Annotated in this window: 14 protein-coding genes; 6 read left to right on the plus strand and 8 right to left on the minus strand. The window is 56.1% G+C overall.

Annotation, left to right across the window (positions count from 1 at the left end; all coding sequences use genetic code 11):
- Positions 1-71 precede the first annotated feature (71 nt).
- The gene (locus ADICEAN_RS02640) at positions 72-1,148 is read right to left on the minus strand and encodes a mannose-1-phosphate guanylyltransferase (RefSeq protein WP_009193970.1); all 1,077 of its coding nucleotides are present in this window, start codon (positions 1,146-1,148) and stop codon (positions 72-74) included.
- A gap of 3 nt (positions 1,149-1,151) precedes the next feature.
- A complete protein-coding gene (locus ADICEAN_RS02645) occupies positions 1,152-2,129 on the minus strand; it encodes a KpsF/GutQ family sugar-phosphate isomerase (protein WP_009193971.1) in 978 nt (325 codons plus the stop codon).
- Between the two features lie 73 nt (positions 2,130-2,202).
- Here ADICEAN_RS02645 and recQ point away from each other — a divergent pair, with 73 nt between their 5' ends.
- The 4 genes from recQ (at position 2,203) to ADICEAN_RS02665 (ending at position 7,504) form a co-directional block, all read left to right on the plus strand.
- On the plus strand, positions 2,203-4,386 hold the full coding sequence (recQ, locus tag ADICEAN_RS02650) for a DNA helicase RecQ (protein ID WP_009193972.1): 2,184 nt from the start codon (positions 2,203-2,205) through the stop codon (positions 4,384-4,386).
- A gap of 95 nt (positions 4,387-4,481) precedes the next feature.
- On the plus strand, positions 4,482-5,762 hold the full coding sequence (purD, locus tag ADICEAN_RS02655; RefSeq protein WP_009193973.1) for a phosphoribosylamine--glycine ligase: 1,281 nt from the start codon (positions 4,482-4,484) through the stop codon (positions 5,760-5,762).
- 181 nt (positions 5,763-5,943) lie between these two features.
- A complete protein-coding gene (locus ADICEAN_RS02660; RefSeq protein ID WP_009193974.1) occupies positions 5,944-7,002 on the plus strand; it encodes a PSP1 domain-containing protein in 1,059 nt (352 codons plus the stop codon).
- The gene (locus ADICEAN_RS02665; protein ID WP_009193975.1) at positions 6,986-7,504 is read left to right on the plus strand and encodes a gliding motility lipoprotein GldH; all 519 of its coding nucleotides are present in this window, start codon (positions 6,986-6,988) and stop codon (positions 7,502-7,504) included. Before ADICEAN_RS02660 ends, ADICEAN_RS02665 begins: the two co-directional genes overlap by 17 nt.
- 439 nt (positions 7,505-7,943) lie before the next feature.
- On the opposite strand, the gene ADICEAN_RS02670 is transcribed toward ADICEAN_RS02665, so the two are convergent.
- The 6 genes from ADICEAN_RS02670 to ADICEAN_RS02690 form a co-directional block, all read right to left on the minus strand.
- Positions 7,944-9,845, minus strand: coding sequence for an ATP-binding protein (locus tag ADICEAN_RS02670; protein ID WP_161622652.1), 1,902 nt, complete (start codon positions 9,843-9,845; stop codon positions 7,944-7,946).
- A gap of 189 nt (positions 9,846-10,034) precedes the next feature.
- Positions 10,035-10,859: an esterase-like activity of phytase family protein gene (locus tag ADICEAN_RS02675; protein ID WP_009193977.1), complete on the minus strand. Its 825-nt coding sequence runs from the start codon at positions 10,857-10,859 to the stop codon at positions 10,035-10,037.
- Positions 10,852-14,928, minus strand: coding sequence for an AAA domain-containing protein (locus tag ADICEAN_RS02680; protein WP_009193978.1), 4,077 nt, complete (start codon positions 14,926-14,928; stop codon positions 10,852-10,854). The genes ADICEAN_RS02675 and ADICEAN_RS02680 overlap by 8 nt, the downstream gene beginning before the upstream one ends.
- A gap of 82 nt (positions 14,929-15,010) precedes the next feature.
- Positions 15,011-15,973 carry a ComEA family DNA-binding protein gene (locus ADICEAN_RS02685; RefSeq protein ID WP_009193979.1) on the minus strand — a complete coding sequence of 321 codons (963 nt, stop codon included), beginning with the start codon at positions 15,971-15,973 and terminating at the stop codon, positions 15,011-15,013.
- 57 nt (positions 15,974-16,030) lie between these two features.
- Entirely contained in the window at positions 16,031-16,171 is a 141-nt protein-coding gene (locus ADICEAN_RS22890) for a hypothetical protein (RefSeq protein WP_162831702.1), read from the minus strand.
- Positions 16,172-16,174: 3 nt separating this feature from the next.
- A complete protein-coding gene (locus ADICEAN_RS02690) occupies positions 16,175-18,079 on the minus strand; it encodes a sodium-dependent transporter (RefSeq protein WP_009193981.1) in 1,905 nt (634 codons plus the stop codon).
- A 383-nt stretch (positions 18,080-18,462) separates the two neighbouring features.
- On the opposite strand from ADICEAN_RS02690, the gene hemA reads away from it, so the two are divergent.
- Positions 18,463-19,740, plus strand: a complete 1,278-nt coding sequence (gene hemA, locus ADICEAN_RS02695) for a glutamyl-tRNA reductase (RefSeq protein ID WP_009193982.1) — start codon at positions 18,463-18,465, stop codon at positions 19,738-19,740.
- A gap of 86 nt (positions 19,741-19,826) precedes the next feature.
- Positions 19,827-21,278 (plus strand): WG repeat-containing protein, encoded by a 1,452-nt coding sequence (locus tag ADICEAN_RS02700; RefSeq protein ID WP_009193983.1) that lies wholly within the window; start codon positions 19,827-19,829, stop codon positions 21,276-21,278.
- Positions 21,279-21,333 lie beyond the last annotated feature (55 nt).

Raw genomic sequence — 21,333 nt, forward strand, 5'->3', positions numbered from 1 at the left:
AAAAACAAAAAACCAGCGGTGGAAAATAACTACTTCCTGCCGCTGGTTTTTTTTAGTAAAAAAATACGCTTTTACAAAAACCGCTCCCCCTTCTGGGCCTTTACTTCGTTCACATACTCCCGGAAGCGGGCCTCATCGTCTTTGTCGCAGATGATGATCACATCATCACACTGGGCTACCAGATAGCCCTGCAGGCCCTGCACCACCAAAAGGTGATCCTTGTCGGATTTGATCATGCAGTCCTGCACATCAAAGAGCACGGCATTGCCGTCTACGGCATTGTTGCTTCCGTCCTTCTGCCGGATCTCGTGTAGCGAGGCCCAGGAGCCCAGGTCGGACCAGCCAAAATCGGCCAGCACCACATACACATTCTCGGCCTTCTCCATAATGCCGTAATCAATGGAGATGTTCTTGCTTTGCGAGTAGGCCGAGCGAATAAATTCTTCTTCCCGCGGGCTGTAATAGCAGTCGGGGCAATCCTCAAAGATCTCGGCCAGCTCGGGCAGGTGCTTGTCAAAGGCGCTGGTAATGGCGCTTACATGCCAGATGAAAATACCGGCGTTCCAGACAAAATCCCCGCTATCCAGAAAGGTCTTGGCCAGCTCCAGCTGGGGCTTCTCGGTAAAGGTCTTTACCTTCTTAAAGGTAGCGCCCGGCTCCCGCACATACTGGATATAGCCATAGCCGGTTTCGGGGCGGTTGGGGCGTATGCCCAGCGTTATAAGCTTATCCCCTTTGGCGGCCTCCTGCATGGCAGCCTGTATGGTTTGCACAAACTCCGTTTCGTGAAAGATGGCATGGTCGGAAGGGGCCACTACCATGGTGGCATCGGGATTCTTCTGCCGGATCTTGTAGGCGGCGTAGGCCACACAGGGAGCCGTATTGCGGCGCACCGGCTCGGCCAGGATCTGCTCATCTCCCAGGTAGGGCAGCTGCTCCTTTACCAGCCCTACATAGGTGCTGTTGGTCACAATATAGATATTTTCCGGCGGGCAGATGCTGCGAAAGCGGTTGGCCGTCATCTGCAGCAGGGTCTGGCCGGTGTTGAGCACATCCAGAAACTGTTTGGGCCGGTCGTTGCGGCTATAGGGCCAGAAACGGCTGCCAATGCCGCCGGCCATGATCACTACATAAAAATTCGGATCCATAGGTTAGATAATCCCTTCTTTGATGAGGTTGTGAATGTGTACAAAACCCAGCACCTCCTGCCGCTCGTCTTCGCTTACTACCACCAACTGGCTGATATTGTTTTCCTGCATCAGCTGCAGGGCCTTGGCGGCATAATCGGTAGGGCACACGGTTTTGGGCCGGGGCGACATCACATCGGCGGCGGTAAGGCCCCGCAGGTCGTCGAAGCGCTGCAGCATGCGCCGCAGGTCGCCGTCGGTAATAATGCCGATGAGCTCCTGGTTGGAGGATAATACGGCCGCAGCGCCCAAACGTTTGCCGGAAATTTCCAGAATGGTGTCCTTGAGGTTATCATCTTCAAACACCACCGGCAGCTCATTGTCCTTGTAAATATCCCCCACCTTCAGGTAAAGCTGCTTGCCCAGGGAGCCGCCCGGGTGCAGGCGGGCAAAGTCCTGGCTGGTAAAGCCGCGGGCCTCTACCAGGCATACGGCCAGGGCATCGCCCAGGGCCATGTGTACGGTGGTGCTGGTGGTGGGGGCCAGGTTGTTTGGGCAGGCCTCCTGATCAATAGTGCCATTGAGGATAAAATCAGCCTGCCGGGCCAGGTACGAGTCGGTATTGCTTACCAGGGCCGTCAGCAGCGCGCCGGTGCGCTTTAAGAGGGGTACCAGCACCTTGATCTCCGGGGTATTTCCACTCTTGGAAATACAGATCACCAGATCGTCCTTTTGCACCATGCCCAAATCGCCATGAATGGCATCGGCGGCATGCATAAACAGGGCCGGCGTACCGGTAGAGTTAAGGGTAGCCACAATTTTATTGGCCACAATAGCACTTTTGCCAATGCCTGTTACCACTACCCTGCCGCTGAGCGATAGAATTGCCTCTACACAGGCTTCGAAACTACTATCAATACCGGCGCTTACACGCTGTAAAGCAGCGGCTTCCTGCTGCAATACTTTTTGTGCAATCTGCGTTAAATTCTTAGCTTTTAGCAAAGCGGATGCATTTTTCTTTTAAATTGCAAATATAGAAAAAAACGTGGCTTAACCTTAGAAGAGAAGCACAACGATGTTAGTGGAGAATAAAGATGTCTTGAGAGAAAGGTTAAAAGAGATATTCGGGTACGATCAGTTCAGGGGAAATCAGGAAGCGATCATGCAGAACGTGCTGGAAGGCCGGAACACCTTTGTGATCATGCCCACCGGTGCCGGCAAATCGCTTTGCTATCAGCTACCGGCCCTGGTACAACAGGGAACCGCCATTGTCATCTCTCCCCTTATTGCCCTGATGAAAAATCAGGTAGATCAGCTCAATGCCCATGGCGTACAGGCGCATTTTCTGAACTCTACCCTGAGCAAGACCGAGATCAACCGGGTAAAAAAAGAAACCCTTGCCGGCAAGACCAAGCTGCTTTATGTAGCCCCAGAGTCACTGACAAAGGACGAAAACATCGAATTTCTTACAAAGGCCGATATTTCCTTTGTGGCCATTGATGAGGCGCACTGTATCTCGGAGTGGGGCCATGATTTTCGGCCCGAGTACCGCCGCATCCGCAGCATCATCAGCCGGCTGGGCAATCTGCCCGTCATCGCCCTTACCGCCACCGCCACCCCCAAGGTGCAGCAGGATATTCAGAAAAACCTGCAGATGGAAGATGCCGACCTGTTCAAATCTTCCTTTAACCGCAAAAACCTCTACTATGAGGTACGGCCCAAGAAACACACCAAAAAGCAGCTGGTACGCTTTGCCAGCCAGCACAAGGGCAAATCGGGCATTGTGTACTGCCTGAGCCGCAAAAAGGTAGAAGAAATAGCCGAGCTGCTGCGGGTAAACGGCTTTAAGGCCGCTCCCTACCATGCCGGCCTGGACCCCCAGGTGCGCATGCAGAACCAGGATGCCTTCCTCAACGAAGAGGTAGACATTATTGTGGCCACCATTGCCTTTGGCATGGGCATCGACAAGCCCGATGTGCGCTTTGTGGTGCATTATGACACCCCCAAATCGCTGGAGGGCTACTACCAGGAGACCGGCCGTGGCGGCCGCGATGGGCTGGAAGGCCACTGCCTGATGTTCTACAGCTACAACGACATCCTGAAGCTGGAGAAGTTCAACAAGGATAAGCCCGTAACCGAGCGCGACAATTCCAAGGTACTGTTGCAGGAGATGGCCTCCTATGCCGAATCATCCGTATGCCGCCGCCGCCAGCTGCTGCACTACTTTGGCGAATCCTACGAGAAAGACTGTGGCTTCTGCGACAACTGCCTGAACCCGCGGGAGAAATACGAGGCCCGCGAGGTGCTCTCTACCGTACTGCAGGCTGTAGACCAGACCGACCAGCGCTTTGGCCTGCAACACCTGGCCGAGCTCATCCACGGCACCGAAAACCAGTATATCCTGAGTTATAGCCACAACCAGCTGCCCGTATGGGCCACAGGAAGTGATGAACCGCTGGACTATTGGAAATCGGCCATCCGCCAAGCGCTGCTCTACGAGTTTCTGGAAAAAGACATCGAAAACATTGGCGTACTCAAGCTCACCCCCAAGGGCGATGCCTTCCTGATTGCCCCCCATAGCCTTAGCTTTACGCTGGACCACGACTACAGCACCGATGAGGTAGAGGAGGAAAACGAAAAGGAAATGCCCGTGGTGCAGCGCTCCTATGATGAGGCCCTCTTTGCCCTGCTCAAAGACCTGCGCAAGAAACTGGCCAAGCAAAAGGGGCTCCCCCCCTATGTGCTGTTCCAGGACCCCTCGCTGGAAGAAATGGCCACCGTTTACCCCACCTCTACCGAAGCCCTGGCCCAGATCCAGGGCGTAGGCATGGGCAAGGTGAGCAAGTTTGGCAAGCCCTTTATTGAGGCTATCAGGAAATTTGTAGAGGACAATGATATTGTACCGGCAACCGATGTGGTGGTAAAAAGCGCCGGCACCCGCTCCAAGACCAAGATCTTTGTGATTCAGCAGATCGACCGCAAGATTGCCCTGGAGGAAATAGCCGGTTCGCTCAACATGAGCATGGATGAGCTGCTATCCGAGATCGAGCACATCTGCTACTCGGGCACCAAGCTGAACCTGGATTATTACCTGGAGGATTATATGGACGAAGAGCGCCAGGATGAGATCTACGACTATTTTATGAGCGCCGAGACCGATAGCCTGCGGGCCGCCCTGGAAGAGCTTGGTCCGGAAGACTTTAGCGAAGACGAACTGCGGCTGATGCGGGTAAAATTCCTGTCGGAACACGCCCTCTAAGGCCGCCCTCCTATCCCCTTTCTCAGGCTCTCCCTTTCAAGAGAGCCTGTTTTGGTTTAACTTTTGGCAAATTTTATGGCTAGTCCCCAATTTTTATGAATATTTTGATTCTTGGCGGCGGCGGACGGGAGCATGCATTTGCCTGGAAACTCAGCCAGAGCCCCCTCTGCCAGCAGCTTTATGTAGCCCCGGGCAATGCCGGCACCGCCCAGCTGGCCCAAAACCTGCCCCTTGATCCGGAAAACTTTGAGGCTGTAAAAGAGGCTGTGCTCCGGCACCAGATTGGCCTGGTGGTGGTAGGCCCCGAAGCGCCCCTGGTAGCAGGCATCCGCGATTTCTTTGAGCAGGATGCGCAGCTGCGCCCCATTCCCCTGATAGGCCCGGGCCGCCTGGGTGCTCAGCTGGAGGGCAGCAAAGACTTTTCCAAGGCCTTTATGCTGCGCCACCGCATCCCTACGGCTGCGGCCCGCACCTTTACCAAAGACTACCTGCAGGAAGGCCTGGCCTACCTGACCGATGAGCCCATGCCCATTGTGCTGAAGGCCGATGGCCTGGCCGCCGGCAAGGGGGTGGTGATCTGCCAGACCGAAGAAGAAGCCCGGCAGGTACTGCAGCAAATGCTGGTAGAGGATAAATTTGGCAAAGCCGGGGCAAAAGTGCTGGTAGAACAGTTTCTGGACGGCACCGAACTGTCTGTTTTTGTGTTGACCGATGGAAAGGACTACCTGATCCTGCCCGAAGCCAAGGACTATAAGCGCATTGGCGAAGGCGATACCGGCCCCAATACGGGCGGCATGGGAGCTGTTTCGCCTGTCTCTATAGCCGATAAGGCATTCATGGATAAAGTAGAGGAGCAGGTGGTTAAGCGCACCATTGCCGGCCTGCAGCAGGATGGTATCCCCTTTCAGGGCTTTCTCTTTATAGGCCTGATGAAGGTTAAGGGAGAACCCTTTGTGATCGAGTACAATGTGCGCATGGGCGATCCCGAAACACAGGCTGTGCTGCCCCGCGTGGGCAACGACCTGGCCGAGCTGTTTCTGGCCACCGCTCAGGGCCGCCTGGGCAATCAGCAGATCCATACCCTACCCGGAGCTACGGCTACCGTAGTGATGGCTGCGGGCGGCTATCCTGAGGGCTATGAAAAAGGCAACCCCATCAGCGGCCTGGGCCCTGTGCAGGAAGGCGCGCTGGTGTTTCACGCCGGCACCCGGGAAGAGGAGGGGCAGGTAGTAAGCAATGGCGGGCGGGTACTGGCCGTAACCGGGCAGGGCCCCAACCTGCAGCAGGCCCTGGAGCGTGCCTATGCGCAGGTAAATGGGATCCGGTGGGCAAATAGCTACCACCGCCGCGATATTGGGCAGGATGTATTGGCATAATCGGCCAAAAATGCTTAATATCGCTAGAATGCTAAAACTGTGGACCTGCCAGTGGGCAGGTTAATCTAACGTAGGGAAGAGTATTATGGGATGTTCATCATGTAGCACTGGAAGCAGCAACGGCAGCACAACGGCAGGATGCCAGAACAATGGCGCCTGCAGCACCGGAGGCTGTAATAAAATGAATGTATTTGACTGGCTCTCCAATATGGACATGCCAGTAGTCGATAAATTTGATATTGCCGAAGTACGCTTTAAGAACGGACGCAAGGAATTTTTCCGCAACATCAATGGCGTGGAGCTTACCACCGGCGATGCCGTAGTGGTAGACGTGCCCAACGGCCATCACATTGGCCATGTATCGCTGCAGGGCGAGCTGGTGCGGCTGCAAATGCAGAAAAAGAAGATCCGCAACGATGATAACATACGGGCCGTGTACCGCATTGCCACGCAGAAAGACCTGGAAAAATACCAGGAGCTGCAAAACAAGGAAATGCCCATCATGTACCGTACCCGCGAGATCATCCGGGAGCTGAACCTGCAAATGAAGCTTACCGATGTGGAGTACCAGGCCGATGGCACCAAGGCCACCTTCTACTACTCGGCCGAAGACCGGGTGGATTTTCGCCAGCTCATCAAAGTGCTGGCCTCGGAGTTCCGGCTGCGGGTAGAGATGCGGCAGATCAGCCTGCGGCAGGAAGCGGGCCGCCTGGGGGGTATAGGCTCCTGCGGGCGGGAGCTCTGCTGTGCCACCTGGCTCTCAGACTTCAAGAGCGTAAGCACCACGGCCGCCCGCTACCAAAACCTCTCGCTAAACCCCAGCAAGCTCAGCGGCCAGTGCGGCCGTCTGAAGTGCTGCCTCAACTACGAGCTGGAAACCTATATGGAAGCCCTGGAGGATATACCAGCCGTAAACCAGCCCCTGATTACCGAAAGAGGCGAGGCATATCTGCAAAAAACCGATATCTTTCGGAAAATGATGTGGTTTGGCTTTGGCGGCGACGACCAGTGGCACCCTGTACCGGCCAGCCGGGTGCAGCACATTCTGGAAATGAATACCAAGGGGCTTACCCCGGCTACCCTGCTGGAAGACAAGCTGCCCGAGCTGGACGAAGGGCCTAAAGTACTAAACCAGGACCTGGCCCTGATGGACAAGCGCTTCGAGAAAAAAGCCGCCACCACCAAAAAGAAACGTCGCAAAAAACCAAAGCCTAAAAAAGGAGATGACACACGTTCTTAAGCTGGCCGGAATTGGCCTGTTGCTGTTCCTGATGCTCAGTGCCTGCGACGAGCGCAGGGTATTTGAACAGAACGTAGATATTAAGGAGTATGCCTGGCATAAAGATTCGGTGATCCACTTTCAGGTGCCTATCCAGCAGCCGGAGCTGGGGTATAACATCTACTACAACCTGCGCAACGCGCTCTCCTACCCCGCCCAGAACCTCTATCTGCAGATTGAAATTGCCGATTCGGCCGGGCGGCCGCTGGCAACCGACCTCAACAACATTGAGCTGTTCGATAGGGCCACGGGCAAGCCCTATGGCGATGGGCTGGGCGATATCTTTGATCATCAGGTACCGGTCTACCAGAATTTCCGCTTTCCCCATGCGGGCACCTTTGACATCCGCATTCAGCACCGCATGCGGGAGAGCGACAAACGCATCATGAAGGACAATCACCTGCCCTTTATCATGTCTGTAGGGATACGGGTAGAAAAAGCTGCCAGTGAGGAAGAGGGGTAGCCAATAAGCCCTTCATTTTCAGGGAGAACATGAATATAAAAAGCGCTGGAGATATGTCTTCAGCGCTTTTTTGTTTTAAGCGATGAGGGTAAGCAGGAACACAGGCGGTATCTGGTGCTATCCTATTTGTTAGCATCAGCCACAAACACGATCCCTTTGCCATTAAGTTACGACAAAATGGGTTCAGAGAACCTATTACATGTATATCACAGGTTCGGGGAACCTGCGATAGCAGGGCGAGGGGGGGTAAGCAGAAGAAAGCGTAAGTGGAGCGCTATTCTAAGAAAACTGCCCGTTTCGCTGGTTCGAGCCTGTGGCTCGGATCCTCATCCAGTGTAATATGGTCCCAGTATAGTAAAGTCCGAGCCACAGGCTCGAACCAGCGAAATATGCTCCCCTGGATCTGGCTATCATCAAGCGCCTGGCGGGAACCGAGCCCTTAGACGGCCACCCGCTGCACTACTTTTGGCGCAGGCTGGCTGGCCTTGGGGAGCCGTACGGTAAAACAAGTACCCTTCTCTTCTTCGGAACTGATCTCCAGGCTTCCCTGGTGGCGCTCGATGAATTCCTTGCAGAGCATCAGGCCCAGGCCACTGCCTTTTTCATTTTCGGTACCCCAGCTGGAGCGCAGGCTTTTATCTTCCAGCAGCCTGCCTAAGAGTTCGGGCCGGATGCCGATTCCGGTATCTTCTACCTGTATGAGGGTATGTGTTTCAGTTTCCCGGGTGCGCAGATATACGTTGCCTCCCCTGCGGGTAAACTTAAGGGCATTGCCCAGCAAGTTGCGCAGCACCAGGTTCAGCATGTGCCGGTCGGCGGTTACCTGCTGCGCCTGACAATCGGTCTGCAGCCGGATCTCTTTGGCCAGGGCGGTGCTCTCCAGCAGCAGCAGGTTTTCATCCACCACCTTTTGCAGGTCAAGCGTACGGGGGGCAAAGGTGATGAGACCGCTCTGGGCAGAAGACCACTGCAGGAGGTTGTCCAGCAGGCTGGTGAGCCCCTGCAGGGAGCGCTCGATGCGGCCGGTGAGCCGGTGCATTTCCGCTTCGCTAAACTTGCTGTGCCCGCTATGCAGCAGGCTTACAAAACTTTTAAGGGTAACCAGCGGGCTGCGCAGGTCATGAGCCAGGATGCTGAAAAACTTGTCCTTGGTTTCGTTAAGCTCCTTTAGCTCCCGCTGGGAGGCCAGCAGCTTCTGATTCATTTCTTCCAGCAGCAGGTTTTTCTGAATGATCTCCTGATTCTGATCGGCCAGCTGCCGGTTTTGCCGGCGCTTGGTCTGGTAGCTCTTGTAGAGAATAAAGGAGATGCCCATGGCCGTAGATACCAGCAGCACAAACACAATCACCAGGTTATTTTTACGATAAAGCTCCAGCTGGCTGATCTCAAACTCCTTGCTGAGCAGCTCCATTTCCTTGCCCTGGATCAATTCTGAAAAAGCCCGTTCCTTGCGCTCCAGTTCCAGTTTTTTGGCCATTTCGGCCATTTGCGCCTGGGCCTCCTGGCGGTAAAGGGTGTCTTTATAGGCTGCATACTCCTTTTTGTAACGATAGGCCTTTGCAAAGTCCTCTCCCTCGGCATAGAAATCGGCCAGGTACTGGTAGGCCTCTACCTGGCGCTGCACATTCTGTACCCGTTGGGCGGCCTTCAGCGCCTTCAGAAAGTTTTGCTCGGCCTCATCTACCAGCCCCATCTTTTGCTGTGCTTCGCCAATGTTCATGAGCACCACGCTCAGGTCCCGCACGCTCTGCTGCTGCTCCAGCAGGGTATAGGCCTGCTTTAAGTAGGCAAGCGCAGCCGGATACTTTTTCTGGGCCTTGTTCACTACGCCCAGATTATTGAGCACTGCGGCATAGCTGGCGGGATCTTCTTCTTTATTGATGTAGTGCAGGCTTCGCTCAAAATACACAATGGCCGCCGGGTACTCCCGCAGAAAGTAGGATAGTCCGCCCAGGTCTTTGAGCGACCTGCCGATCACAAGGCGGTAGTTTTTGCGCAGGGCAATGCTCAGGGCCTCCTGATAGTAGTGCTCTGCTTCGGCATAGAGGGCCCGCTGCTGGTACAGGCCGCCCAACTGACGGATGGTGCGGGCCATCATGAGCGTATCCTGCAGCTCTCCATAGAGCTTGCGGGCATCGGTAATGTACTGAAGGGCGGTGGCATATTTCGCCTGATCCTGGTAATAGACCCCCAGGCTGCGCATGGCTTCGGCCATGCCGGGCTTGTAGCCAATTTGCTGTGATAGCTCCAGCGCCTGCCTGCCCAGCGTATAGGCCTGATCAGGGGCACGGTCCAGCTGCCGGCGCGCCAGCACATTCAGGCTTTTAATGCTGTCGGTCAAGGCCTGCTGGTTTTTGAAAGCTGCCGGGGGTGCTGACTGGCCCAGCACCGGCAAGCTGCAAAACAGCAAAAGCAAACCCAAAAAAATGATACTTCTACCTCCCATTCCTCATAATCAATAAACGAAAATAGCCAGATCTGTCCATATATACCGGACAACAATAGTACTTTCCTTACATGGGGATTTGTTCTACAGCTGCAGATAGTGCATTCTTCCAAGTTCATTTCCCACCAAAAGGGAGGAATTGCTCAGGAACAAAATGGCTTCCGCTTGGCCCGTCCAGGGCAGGCGAAGGCAGCTGATAGGCTGCTGCAGCATGTGTTCAGGCCCCTGCACCGCAAAGAGGTAAACCTTGCCATAGGTAAGCAGTGCCAGGGTGCGGCCATCAGGACTAATGTCTGCCCCAGTCACCAGGTCATTCACATAGGCCGACTCCAGGGGCTGGGCTGCATAGCTGCCGGCCGTATCGGGCAGGCTGTAGTGCTGCACCCGCTTATCGCCGCGGGCCTTGGTAAAGAGGTGCAGACGCCCCTGGTACCAGAAAAAGGCTTCACAATCGTAGTTCATGCCCTTTTTGGAGGGCGGAAAAGCCTGCTGGTCGGCCCAGTAAAAGGAGATGGTATCGATCTGCTGGCTAAGGGGGTCTACTTTAAAAATACGCAGGTTGCGCCGCTGGTTTAGATTATTGCCAAAATCACCTATGTAAAGAGTGCCATCGGGGCTACGGGTGAGCGATTCCCAGTCCTGGTTGTGCAGGGGCAGCGGCAGGCGTTCCAGCAGCTGTCCGTTGGAGGCGATCTTGAAGAGAGCCGCCTCCCCACCCCCATCGACCAGCGTCCAGAAAGCGCCACCGCCGGCATGGGCCAGGCCGGAGCTCTCCCGAAGCTCCCGGGGCATGCGGGCATAGCGCTCAAGCTGGTAGCCCGGCAGCGCCTGCCGATCGGCCGGCGGACAGCAGCCCAGAAATAGGGCCCTGAAGCTCAGCATCAGGGCAATGAGCTTGGCGCTAAGCATCCAGGTGGTTTAAGAAGCGGCTGACCTTTTCCAGAAACTTTTGCCTGTGCAGCCAGAAATCCCGGCTGTAGAAGCGTTGCCAGGGCCAGTTGGCCCCTTCCAGCAGCTTGTACTGGTACACATGGCTTTCCTTGAGGGTCTGGGCATGGTAGTAGTGCAGGTCGTCGGTCAGCAGCAGGCCCAGGTACTTGTGGTGGTGCATGGCCGTAAGATCGGCAAAGGGCTGCCGCTCGCCTACCTGGTACTCGGGATGATCCAGCGTCTGCACAATGCGCTCTTTAAGCAGCCACTGCAGCTTCTGGCGGGGCAGCTGGCGGGGTTGCGGCCAGAAGCCCCCCTCCGATACCCGTTTGGCAAAGGCCAGGTACTCCCTGAAGAGCTTGGGGCCCTCATGTTTGGCATCGGCTACCTCCAGCTGCTCGGGCCAGATGCTGCTCACCACATAAATGGTTTCGCGGGCGCGGGTTACGGCCACATTCAGGCGGTTTTCGCCCCCGGCCTGGCTCAGGCTGCCAAACTGCATGAGCATACGCCCCCGGGCATCGGGCGCATAGCCTACGGAAAAGACAATGATGTCCCGCTCATCGCCCTGCACATTTTCAATGTTCTTGACAAAAAGGCTATCGGGCAGGCGCACCCCCTGCCGGGCAGCCGTTTCTTCCAGCATGTCCTGGATGAGCCCCTGCTGGCGGGCATTAAAGGTAACCACGCCAATGGTCTGCGGCTCGTACCAGGGCACCCCATCGCCGGAAAGGGATTCTTTCTGCTTCTCGTTGCTGATCAGGCCCAGCACCAGCTTTACTACCTCGGCGGCTTCCTGCCGGTTCTGCTGCTCTTCCCATACCCCTTCGGTCTTAAAAAAGCGAATGGCCGGCTCGCCCGCATTCATGCGGCGGCGGTCGGGCACCAGCTCCAGCGTATGTTTGTAAAAATGCTTGTTGGAGAAGTAAATAAGCTCGGGCGAACGGCTGCGGTAGTGACCCATCAGCTGCACCTGGGGCAGGTAGCGCTGGGCCAGGTCCAGCAGGGATTCTACTTCGGTATCGGGCTGATCTTCTTCCTGCCCATCCTCCCAGCGCACCTGGTACAGGTCATTGGGCTGCAGCTGCTTGCTATCGCCACTGATGAGCACCTGACGCCCGCGGTACACGGCCGGCAGACCCTTCTCCACAAAACACTGCGAGGCCTCATCAAAGATCACCAGATCAAAGAGCGGCTCCATGGGAAATACGGCCGATACAGCTTCGGGCGAGGCCATCCAGCAGGGCAGCAGGCGAAACACCTCATCGCCATGCTGGGCCAGCAGCTTGCGAATGGGCCAGATCTTGCGCTTTTTGCTTACCTGGTGGCGCAAATCGCGGTACGTCACCTGGTTGTTGAGTCGGTTGTACTCCAGCTGCTGGTAGGTTTGCTCCCGCACGCGCATGTGCAGGATCTCCTGGCTGAGCTGGGCCTTTTCCTGCAGACAGGCCTGTAACTCCTGCTCCAGCTGCTGCAGCTGGCCGGTAGAAGGCGCCCGCAGCTGGGGGTATTTGGCCTCCAGGTGGCTGATCCAGGTCATGCGCAGGCTGTTGAGAAAGTAGGCTACAATTTGCTCTTCCCCAGATCCGGGGGGGGATTCTACCACCACTTTTTCCATCAGCTGCAGCTCCGGGTCGGGCAGGGCCTCCCGCAGGCGGTCAAATTCGGCGATGAGGTCAAAATCTTCCTCCAGCGAGGCCATCATCTGGCGGGCCTTGCTTTCGGAGCCCAGCAGCTTTTCAATCTGCACCGGGCTCAGGTACTGCTGCCATTCCTCCCGCTTTTGCTTAATGCTGCCCAGCAGCTTCAGCATTTCCTCCACCCCTTCTTTGAGCTCGGCATAGGTGAGTTTGCGCAGGTTGAAGTAATGATCAAAGTTGCGAATGCCCCAGAGTTGCTCCAGTGCTTTGAGCGACTTGCGCTGCAGCCGGAACCACTGCTGAAAGTCCAGTTTTTGCCGGGGCGCGGGGATATCCTGCAGCCACTCGGCCTCCCGCAGCTGGCTAAGGTTATGCTCCAGGTTCAGGCGATTGTCCAGCTTGCGCATGAGCAGCTGCACATCCTCACTCCTATTGCTCAGGCCGTTGGCCTGCATCACGGCCATGATCTCGCCATTCTGGGGCGTAAAGTACTTCCACTGCAGAAATTTTACCAGGTTGCGTTGCGCCTCCCGCCGCTCCAGCAGCACTTCCTGAAAGGGAATGAGCTTTTCGGTGGGCAGGCTAAGCTCGGGGCCGTCGCCCTCCCAGCAAACCATCAGCTGTTTTTCCAGCTGCTGCAGCCACGCGCCATCAATGCTGGCCCGCCGCATGCCCAGCATGTGCTGCACATTGGCATACACGGCCGGGTTGCTGAGCATCTCCAGCAGCTTTTCCATTTCAGGCTCGCGCAGCAACAGGTACTCGGCCGTCTCGTAGGTAATATCATGGCGCAGGTGGCTGCTCAGCTGCTGGGAGAGCTGCTGGCGAAAGGCCTGGATCTGCTGCAGGTAGGTGAGCATCTGCTGCTGATCGGCCGGGCCCAGGCCGGCAAAGGACTTGCGCTCCAGCCAGGGGTGATTGCCCCGCCGGAAGAGGGCCGAGAGGTGCATGTATTGGCGGAAGCGGCGCACAAAATCATCGGCCCTGCCTTCGCTAAAGGGGTAGTACCGGAAGGACTGCTTCAGGTCCAGCCAGGGGGCATCCTTTTCGGTGGTGAGGTAGAGCTCCTTTGGCGATACGCCGCATTCGCTATCATCAAAAAGGGCTTCTTTAAAAGCGGCCAGCTCGTCTTTGATCTGCTCGGCCCGGCGGCTGAGCTGCTGAAAGCGGCGCTCCAGCTGAATGGTGTCCAGGCCGTAATTGTTGTTGCGGTACTCCCCTACCCGGTCTATCTGGCTGCTGAGCTGCTCATAGATCTTTTTGCGGTCCCAGCGAAAGTCATGCACCAGGGCCACAAAATCGGTTACCCCCTTGCTCTCCAGGCGCTGATGCACCACATCAAGGGCGGCCTTTTTTTGTGAGACCAGCAGCACCCGTTTGCCTTTGGCAATAAAATCGGCAATAAGGTTGGCAATGAGCTGGCTCTTGCCTGTGCCGGGAGGGCCCTGCACCACCAGCGACGCACCAGCCTTTACAGCCCTTATGGCGGTTTCCTGGCTGGCATCCATTTCAAAGGGCGTATTGAGGCTTTCTTCCTTAACCTGCCGGCCCAGGGCCACCATGGGGTGCAGCGCCTCGGTAGGGTTGGGCAGCTGGGCCTGCATGCGCTGCTGCATGAGGTCTTCCAGGCTATCAAAGGGCTGCTGATCGATCAGGAAATTATAGTCGGGCACAATGTAGGAGCCCGCCTGCGGAAAGATGCCCAGCACAGCCTGCTGCTGCACCTGCAGCTCCCCGGGCTTGATGGCAGCCTGCAGGGCTGCGGCCGAGAGGTTCTCGAAGGGCTGCAGCTGATCGGCAAAGAAGGTTTCGGTAAACTGCAGGGCCAGGGGCGGTTCTTTAAAGAGCTTGTAGAGCTTGGTGCGAAACAGGCGGCTGTCGGCATCCCATTCACTGAAATTTTTCTCGAAGAGCTTTTCGGGTATCTTGTGCTGGTTGTAATGCGCATAAGCCAGCAAAAAGCTCTTATTAAGCGTAACAGGCAGCTCGGGCCGCTGCACCAGCCGCCACTCGGCCCCTTCTTCTACAATATCAACCGGAAAAAAGAGCAGCGGGCAGCGCACGGGCGTACCATCGGAAAAGCTGCCCATGATAAACGGCCAGCCTATATAAAGATCCTGGGCGCCTCGCTCCTCCACTATAAAGCGGGTGGTGCGCTGCAGCTGGCGGATGCGGCGGCTGATGGTGTTTACACTTTCATCGCGCGGATCGGCCAGGGGCGATAAGGGGGCCTGTCTGCGGGCTATCAGCCCCTCAATCACCCCAAAAGCGGAGGTATTGGGGTAGAGATAGTTGGCATCCCACAGATCCAGGAAATGCCCGGCCACCAGCCTGCGCAGCAGCAGGGAGCGGTTGCTCCCCGTAAGGTTGGTCAGGCGACGCAGGTAAAGCTTCAGCAGCGTTTGCATAGAAGAATATAACCGGTTAAGGAAGGGACACAGGCAGCGCTAAAGATAACAATTACCGAAAACATACGCCCTACTTTTCTGCTCAGGGGGTAGTGAACGTAAGGTACGGGGCAATTTTCCGGATAAATTCCGCATCCAGCTGGTGGATCATCAGCAGGTCTTCTGCCTGCTGATAGGGCCCATGCTGCCGGCGATAGGCCACAATCCAGCCGGCCTGCCTGCGGCTGATATACGGATGGCTGGCCAGCTGGGATTCATCGGCCTGGTTAATGGCCAGCAGCCGGAGCTGAGGCGAAGGAGGCAGATAAGCTTTTTCCAGCAGGGCATCTGCCACTTCTGGCGGAATGCCGTAGACATCGCGTACCTGCTCGGCCGCTACAAATCCGCCCAGGGCCTCCCGAAACTTAATGATGCGGGCACTGAGCACCGGGCCTATGCCCCGGATGGCCTGCAGCTGCAGGCTGTCGGCCTCATTGAGGTTAAAGGGGGCCACCTCTTTGCGCTCCGGCCAGGCGGGCCTTGGTTCGGGCCGGGTACGCTCCCCTTCCCTGGCGGTGGTATAGGTAGCCTGGCGGGGAGCCGGCGGGGGAATCTGAATGTAGGGCTCCAGCTGCAGGTAGAGTGCTTCGGGCAGGCCATAGAGCTTGCGCAGGTCTTCCTTCTTGCGGAAAACGCCCCCCTTGCTGCGGTAGTTGAGCAGGCGCTGGGCCAGCGGCTGGGGAACCCCCAGCGCCAGCAGCGAATCAAGCGAAACCCGGTTGGGATCAAAAACAAAGCGCTGGTGCTCCGCTTCGCCCAGATCGGGCTGGGCCAGGGCCGCCGCCGGTGGCACCTCTATACTCTTTTGTGCGTCCAGCAGGGCCATGAGGCTATCGAGCTGCTGCTGATCGGCCTGGGGCTGGTAGGGACTGGCCGGCAGCAGGCGGTACACCAGCAGCGCCAGCATGAGCAACACTACGCCAGCGGCCACTACAATAAAACTGCGGGCCTCCATACGGCTAAATCCAAAAAAATTGCGGACAAAGCGCTCAATGCCGTGCCTCATAGGGGAGTTGAAAAATAGAAAAAGGCGACACTACGCCGCCTTTTGGGTATATCTCATCTATATCTCATCATCATTTTCAGAAAAGCTATCGGGCTCTGGCCGCTTGGGCGCCCGCAGCACTTTCAGGAAAAAGTAGCCTGTGATAATGGTTACCGATAGCTGAACCACAATCATGGTGATTAGTGCACTTGTAGTCATACCTTAGATCCTCCCGGTTAATCTGCGCATGCGCGTAGCTTTGTTTACCAATAAACTTACAAAAACGAATAACAGGATCAGCAGGATGCGCGACATATCAATATAAAAGATATTGTTGATAAAATCGCCGCTGGCCAGGGCCGTTCCTTTTTCTACCGTGGCACCCTGGGCTACCAGCAGTTGCTTATCATCGCCAAACTGGTAGGTTTTTACCACCATTAGCGAGTCAAAGGTGGTAACATCGCCCAGGCGGCTTTCGGTGATGGAGAGTGGCAGGGCTTCTCCGGCATCGTTGCGGTAGTATTGCTCCCGTTTCAGGATATCCACCACCTGCCGGCCCCGATCATCGGTGCGCAGGGGACCTACTTCACCGGCTACTTCAGACTGGTACTCGTCAGCAAAATACTCCCGGTTTACCTCTACCCCCTTGTTCTGGATCTTGCCAATGATGCTGCTGGCATCCAGCTCCCAGTTGCCGGCCAGGGCCGCCGACCAGTCGTTATTCTTGGGGGTGATCAGCGCTCCCAGAAACACCACCAGGATGATCAGGGGGGTAACGTATTTAATAATGGGCTTGAAGAAGAGGGGTACCTTGATGTCGGCCCCGCTGGTAAGCTCGTTCCAGGCCTTGTCGATGCCAAAACGCCAGCTGAAGATAATGCTTTCGGCCAGGGCAAAGATCACCAGCGATACGGTACCGGCCCAGTAATCATACTCATCAAACACACCCTGGTTAAAGAAAAAGACGGTGGGCAGGCCCATGAGCAGTACCAGCCCACCAAAGGACCAGGCCGCCTTGTTGCGTCCCCAGTTAAATTCATCCTCCATAAAGCCCATCCAGGGGGTACCCATGGCCAGCGAAGAAGTAATGCCCGCAAAGAAGAGCAGGCCAAACCAGAACAGACCCGCCAGGGTAGACAGCAGCGGCCCCCACTGGTCAAAGAGGTAGGGCATGGTCTGGAAGGCCATGGCAAAACCGGCATTTTCTTTTACCCAGTCCAGGCCCAGATAACCAACTGCAATGGGAATAACGATGGAAGCACCCAGCACTACTTCCACAAAGCCGTTCATCCAGCCGGCGCTCATGGCATTGAGGGCAATATCATCCTTGGGCCGTACGTAGGAGGCATAGCAGTGAATGGTACCCATGCCCACCGAAAGAGTAAAGAAGATTTGTCCGGCAGCGGCCAGCCATACCTTCGGATCGGTAAGGGAAGTGAACTGCGGCTCCCACAGAAAGTTCAGGCCCAGGGCCGAATCGCAGTCCTCACAGCCTTCGGGTGCGCCGCTGGCCCCCAGGGTAAAGCCCCGGAACGCCAGGAACGCTCCGAATAGCAGGAGCATGGGAACGCCAATTTTGGCCACCTTCTCTACCCCGCCCTGCAGGCCTCGGGAGAGAATGTAGGTATTCAGCAGCAGACACAGAATATAGAATACCACCGCCTCATAGGGGATGCCGGTGGTGCTAAAGCCAATGTTGACATAATCGCCGAAAAACTGGGCCACCTGGCTCTGGCTAAGGCCTGAGAAAGTCTGGGCCAGCGAGTGGTATACATAGGAGAGGGTCCAGGACTCAATGTAGCAGTAGTAGGCCGCTACGGCAATGTTGGTGAAAATGCCAAACACCCCAAAGTACTTCCAGAACCGCAGGCGGGTCATGTTATCCAGAATAAAGGGGGTAGAGTGGTTATTGAAACGGCCGCCATACCGGCCCATGGTCCACTCGATCCACAACAGGGGAATGCCCATTAAAAGAAAGCACACCAGGTAGGGGATGATAAAAGCGCCCCCGCCATTTTGTACTGCCTGTACCGGAAATCTCAAAAAGTTACCCAGACCAACAGCATTACCGGCCATGGCCAGAATAAGCCCCACCCGGGTACCCCACGATTCTTTGTTTGTGCTCATGCAGCTTGAATTTGCGCAGAAATTTGTAGAAAGCCACTGTGCGCCGAAAGGCCGGCGGCTACAGAAAGGCCGAAAATAAAGGCTTCATGCCCATATATCAAAGCTTTCTGCCCTAATCTTCTGCACAGCGGGCCGAGAATGGCTGAACAATAGCACAAAAGGGCCTGTTAAAATTCAATAAAAGCCGTATCTTCCCTGTAGATTATGCACTGCAGGCACCTGCCTGATTTTTTACTATAGCCGAACCGGGAATACCCCTTTGCTTGTTAGCCTGGCGGAGATGACAAAGCTCATTATTTAAACCTGTTCTAAATAAGGAGATACTGATCTAGGTCATTTAATTTCTTCGCTTTCTGAGTTAATTTTGCAGCTGGTAACTGAAAATGATGCAAATCGGATTTAAAGCACTAAGTCTCTCATTTAAAAAGGCTCCCCTGGAAATCAGGGAGCTGGTTTCACTTTCAGAAGAGAATTGCCAGGCGCTTTTACAGCACCTGCGCGATGTGCTGGGCCTTGCCGAAGCGCTGGTCATCAGCACCTGCAACCGCACCGAAATCTACTATGCTGCCGAGCAGGACCTGAGCCGGGAGCTGATAGGCCTGATTGGGGTTCAGAAGGGCATTTTGCGCACTGAAACCATTCAGCATTACTTTGAGTCGTTTACCGAGACCGAAGCCGCTGTTCGCCAGCTGTTCCGGGTAGCCCTGGGCCTGGAGTCACAGGTGGTGGGCGACCTGCAGATCAGCCACCAGATCAAGCGGGCCTATCAGTGGACCGCCGATGCCAACATGGCCGGTCCTTTTCTGCACCGCCTGCTGCATGCCATCTTCTTTACCAACAAAAAGGTAGTACAGCAAACCAGCTTCCGCGATGGTGCCGCCTCAGTATCCTATGCCGCGGCCGAGCTGGTAGAAGAGCTTACCGCCAACCTGCTCAATCCGCAGGTGCTGCTGGTAGGCCTGGGTGAGATTGGCGCCGATGTGTGCCGTCACCTGAGCAAGCAACCCCACCTGCACCTCACCATCAGCAACCGTACCCTGGCCAAAGCCGAGGCCATGGCTGCCGAGTGTGGCGCCCGTGTGATTCCCTTTGAAGAGGTACAGGCCGCCATTTGTGATGCCAACGTGGTGATCTCATCCGTGGCCATGGAGCAGCCCTTCATTACCCGCGCGGCCCTGGAGCAAAGTCCCCGCCTGGGCTATCAGATCTATGTAGACCTATCGGTACCCCGCAGCATTGATGCCCACGTAGAGGAGCTGCCCGGCGTACTGCTCTATAATGTCGATAACATCAACAACCTGGCCTCTGCCGCCCTGGAGCGTCGCAAAGAGGCTATTCCGCAGGTAGAACTGCTGGCCGAAGAAGCGATTGTTGAGTTTTTTGACTGGACACGCGATATGATGGTATCCCCTACCATCCAGAAACTAAAAAATGCCCTGGAGCAAATACGCCAGGAAGAAATTACCCGTTACCTGAAAACCTGCAGCGAGCAGGAAGCCCAACTGGTAGACCGGATCACCAAAAGCATGATGCAGAAGATCATTAAACTGCCCGTGCTTCAACTCAAAGCCGCCTGCAAGCGCGGCGAAGCCGAAACCCTCATTGATGTGCTCAACGACCTCTTTAACCTGGAGGCCAGCACCCAGCCGCACAAGGACTAAGCTTTTTCCCGGCAACCGGAACTCTCTCGTCAGCAATACCCTTAAGGAACGGTATGCCCCATTTAGTTGTACGTACTCTTGCATTTATGTGCCTGCTGCTGGCTGCCGCAGGCGCCCCTGCGGCAGGCGCCCCTGTGGCAGGCACCCCTGCGGCAGGCGACCCTGCGGCAGGCACCTCCGCTTATGCCACCAATTCACCCGTTCCCTCGGCGGGGCCGCTGGTCATTAAAAAAGAAGGCAACAAATTTGGCCTGGTCAATGAACGGGGCAAACAAGTGCTTCCCCCCCGCTACGACAGTCTGCAGTATACCCGCCACAACGAGCACTACATTGCGTACATGCGGCAAGCCGGCAGCAAGCAACAGGCCGGCCTTATCAATGCCAAAGGCAAGGAACTGATCCCCATTCGCTTTGCCCGGGTAAGCCCCATCTCTCCCAGCCGCTATGCGGTAACCGACCATCAGAAAAAGGTAGCCCTCTTCAACGAGTTTGGCGAGGCCAAGACCCCCTTTGCCTTTGATGAGATCACCGCCTTTTTTGGCAAACTGGCCCGCTTTTATCAAAATGGACGGGCCGGTGTGCTGGATACCGACGGCACCATTCGCCTGGAGGCCCAGTACCAGGATGTGATCATTCACAGCGACCAGACGGTAGATGCCCTGCCCCTGCGTAAATGGGCCATTACCGATGGCAACAACAAACTGCTCTATACCCTGCAGTACGACAGCATCCGCCCCCTGGGAGAAGACCGCTGGGCAGCTACCACCCGCTTTTATGATTCGGTAGGCCGCCCCACTACCATGACCGCCCTTACCGATGCCAGCGGCAGCATGCTCATCCCCTACCGGGCCATGAAGCTGGATGCCTACCAGGAGGGCGTGGCCCGGGTTGAAGAAAAGGGGCGCTTTGGCCTGCTGGACCTGAAGGGAAATTACGTACTACCTGCCGAATGGGACTCCCTGGGCGTAGCGCAGGGCACGGTAGTGGCCGGCATGCGCATAGGCGGCAACTGGTACTGGCACCTCTTTGATCTGAAGGGCAACAAGCTCAGCCGCCACACCTATCAGAACATTATACCCCTGGCCGAGGGCCTGCTGCCCGCCAAACGCGAGGGCCGCTGGGGCTATATAGATGCCAGCGGTCAGGAAACGCTGCTTTGCCGCTACGATACCACCTTTGCCTTCACCGGCGAGCTGGCCCGCGTGCGCTACAATGGCCTGGAAGGGGTCATCAACAAAGAAGGCCTCTGGCAGATCCGCCCCTTTGCCGAGCATATCACCATTATAGACCCCTATCGCTTTGTAGCCCGCCTGAAGCAGGAATACCAGCTACTGAACGAAAAGGGTGAGGTACTGTACAGCACCCCCTATGTGCTCAAGCCCATTTTGGGCGGCATTGCCGAGATCAACCCTTCCCGCCAGTGGGGCCTGCTGGACCTGAACGGCAAGCGCCTCACCCCTACCGAATACGACTGGATCTCGGATGTGCAGGAAGCCACCATGTTTTTTGCCGTTAAAGAAGGGAAAAAGGAATTCTGAGCCGGGACGGGCGTCGCTTTATTGCGGCAGGGCCCACTACCTGGGAGCGTCTCTA

Origin of the sequence: Cesiribacter andamanensis AMV16 (genome assembly GCF_000348925.1) — a bacterium.
GTDB classification, from domain to species: domain Bacteria; phylum Bacteroidota; class Bacteroidia; order Cytophagales; family Cyclobacteriaceae; genus Cesiribacter; species Cesiribacter andamanensis.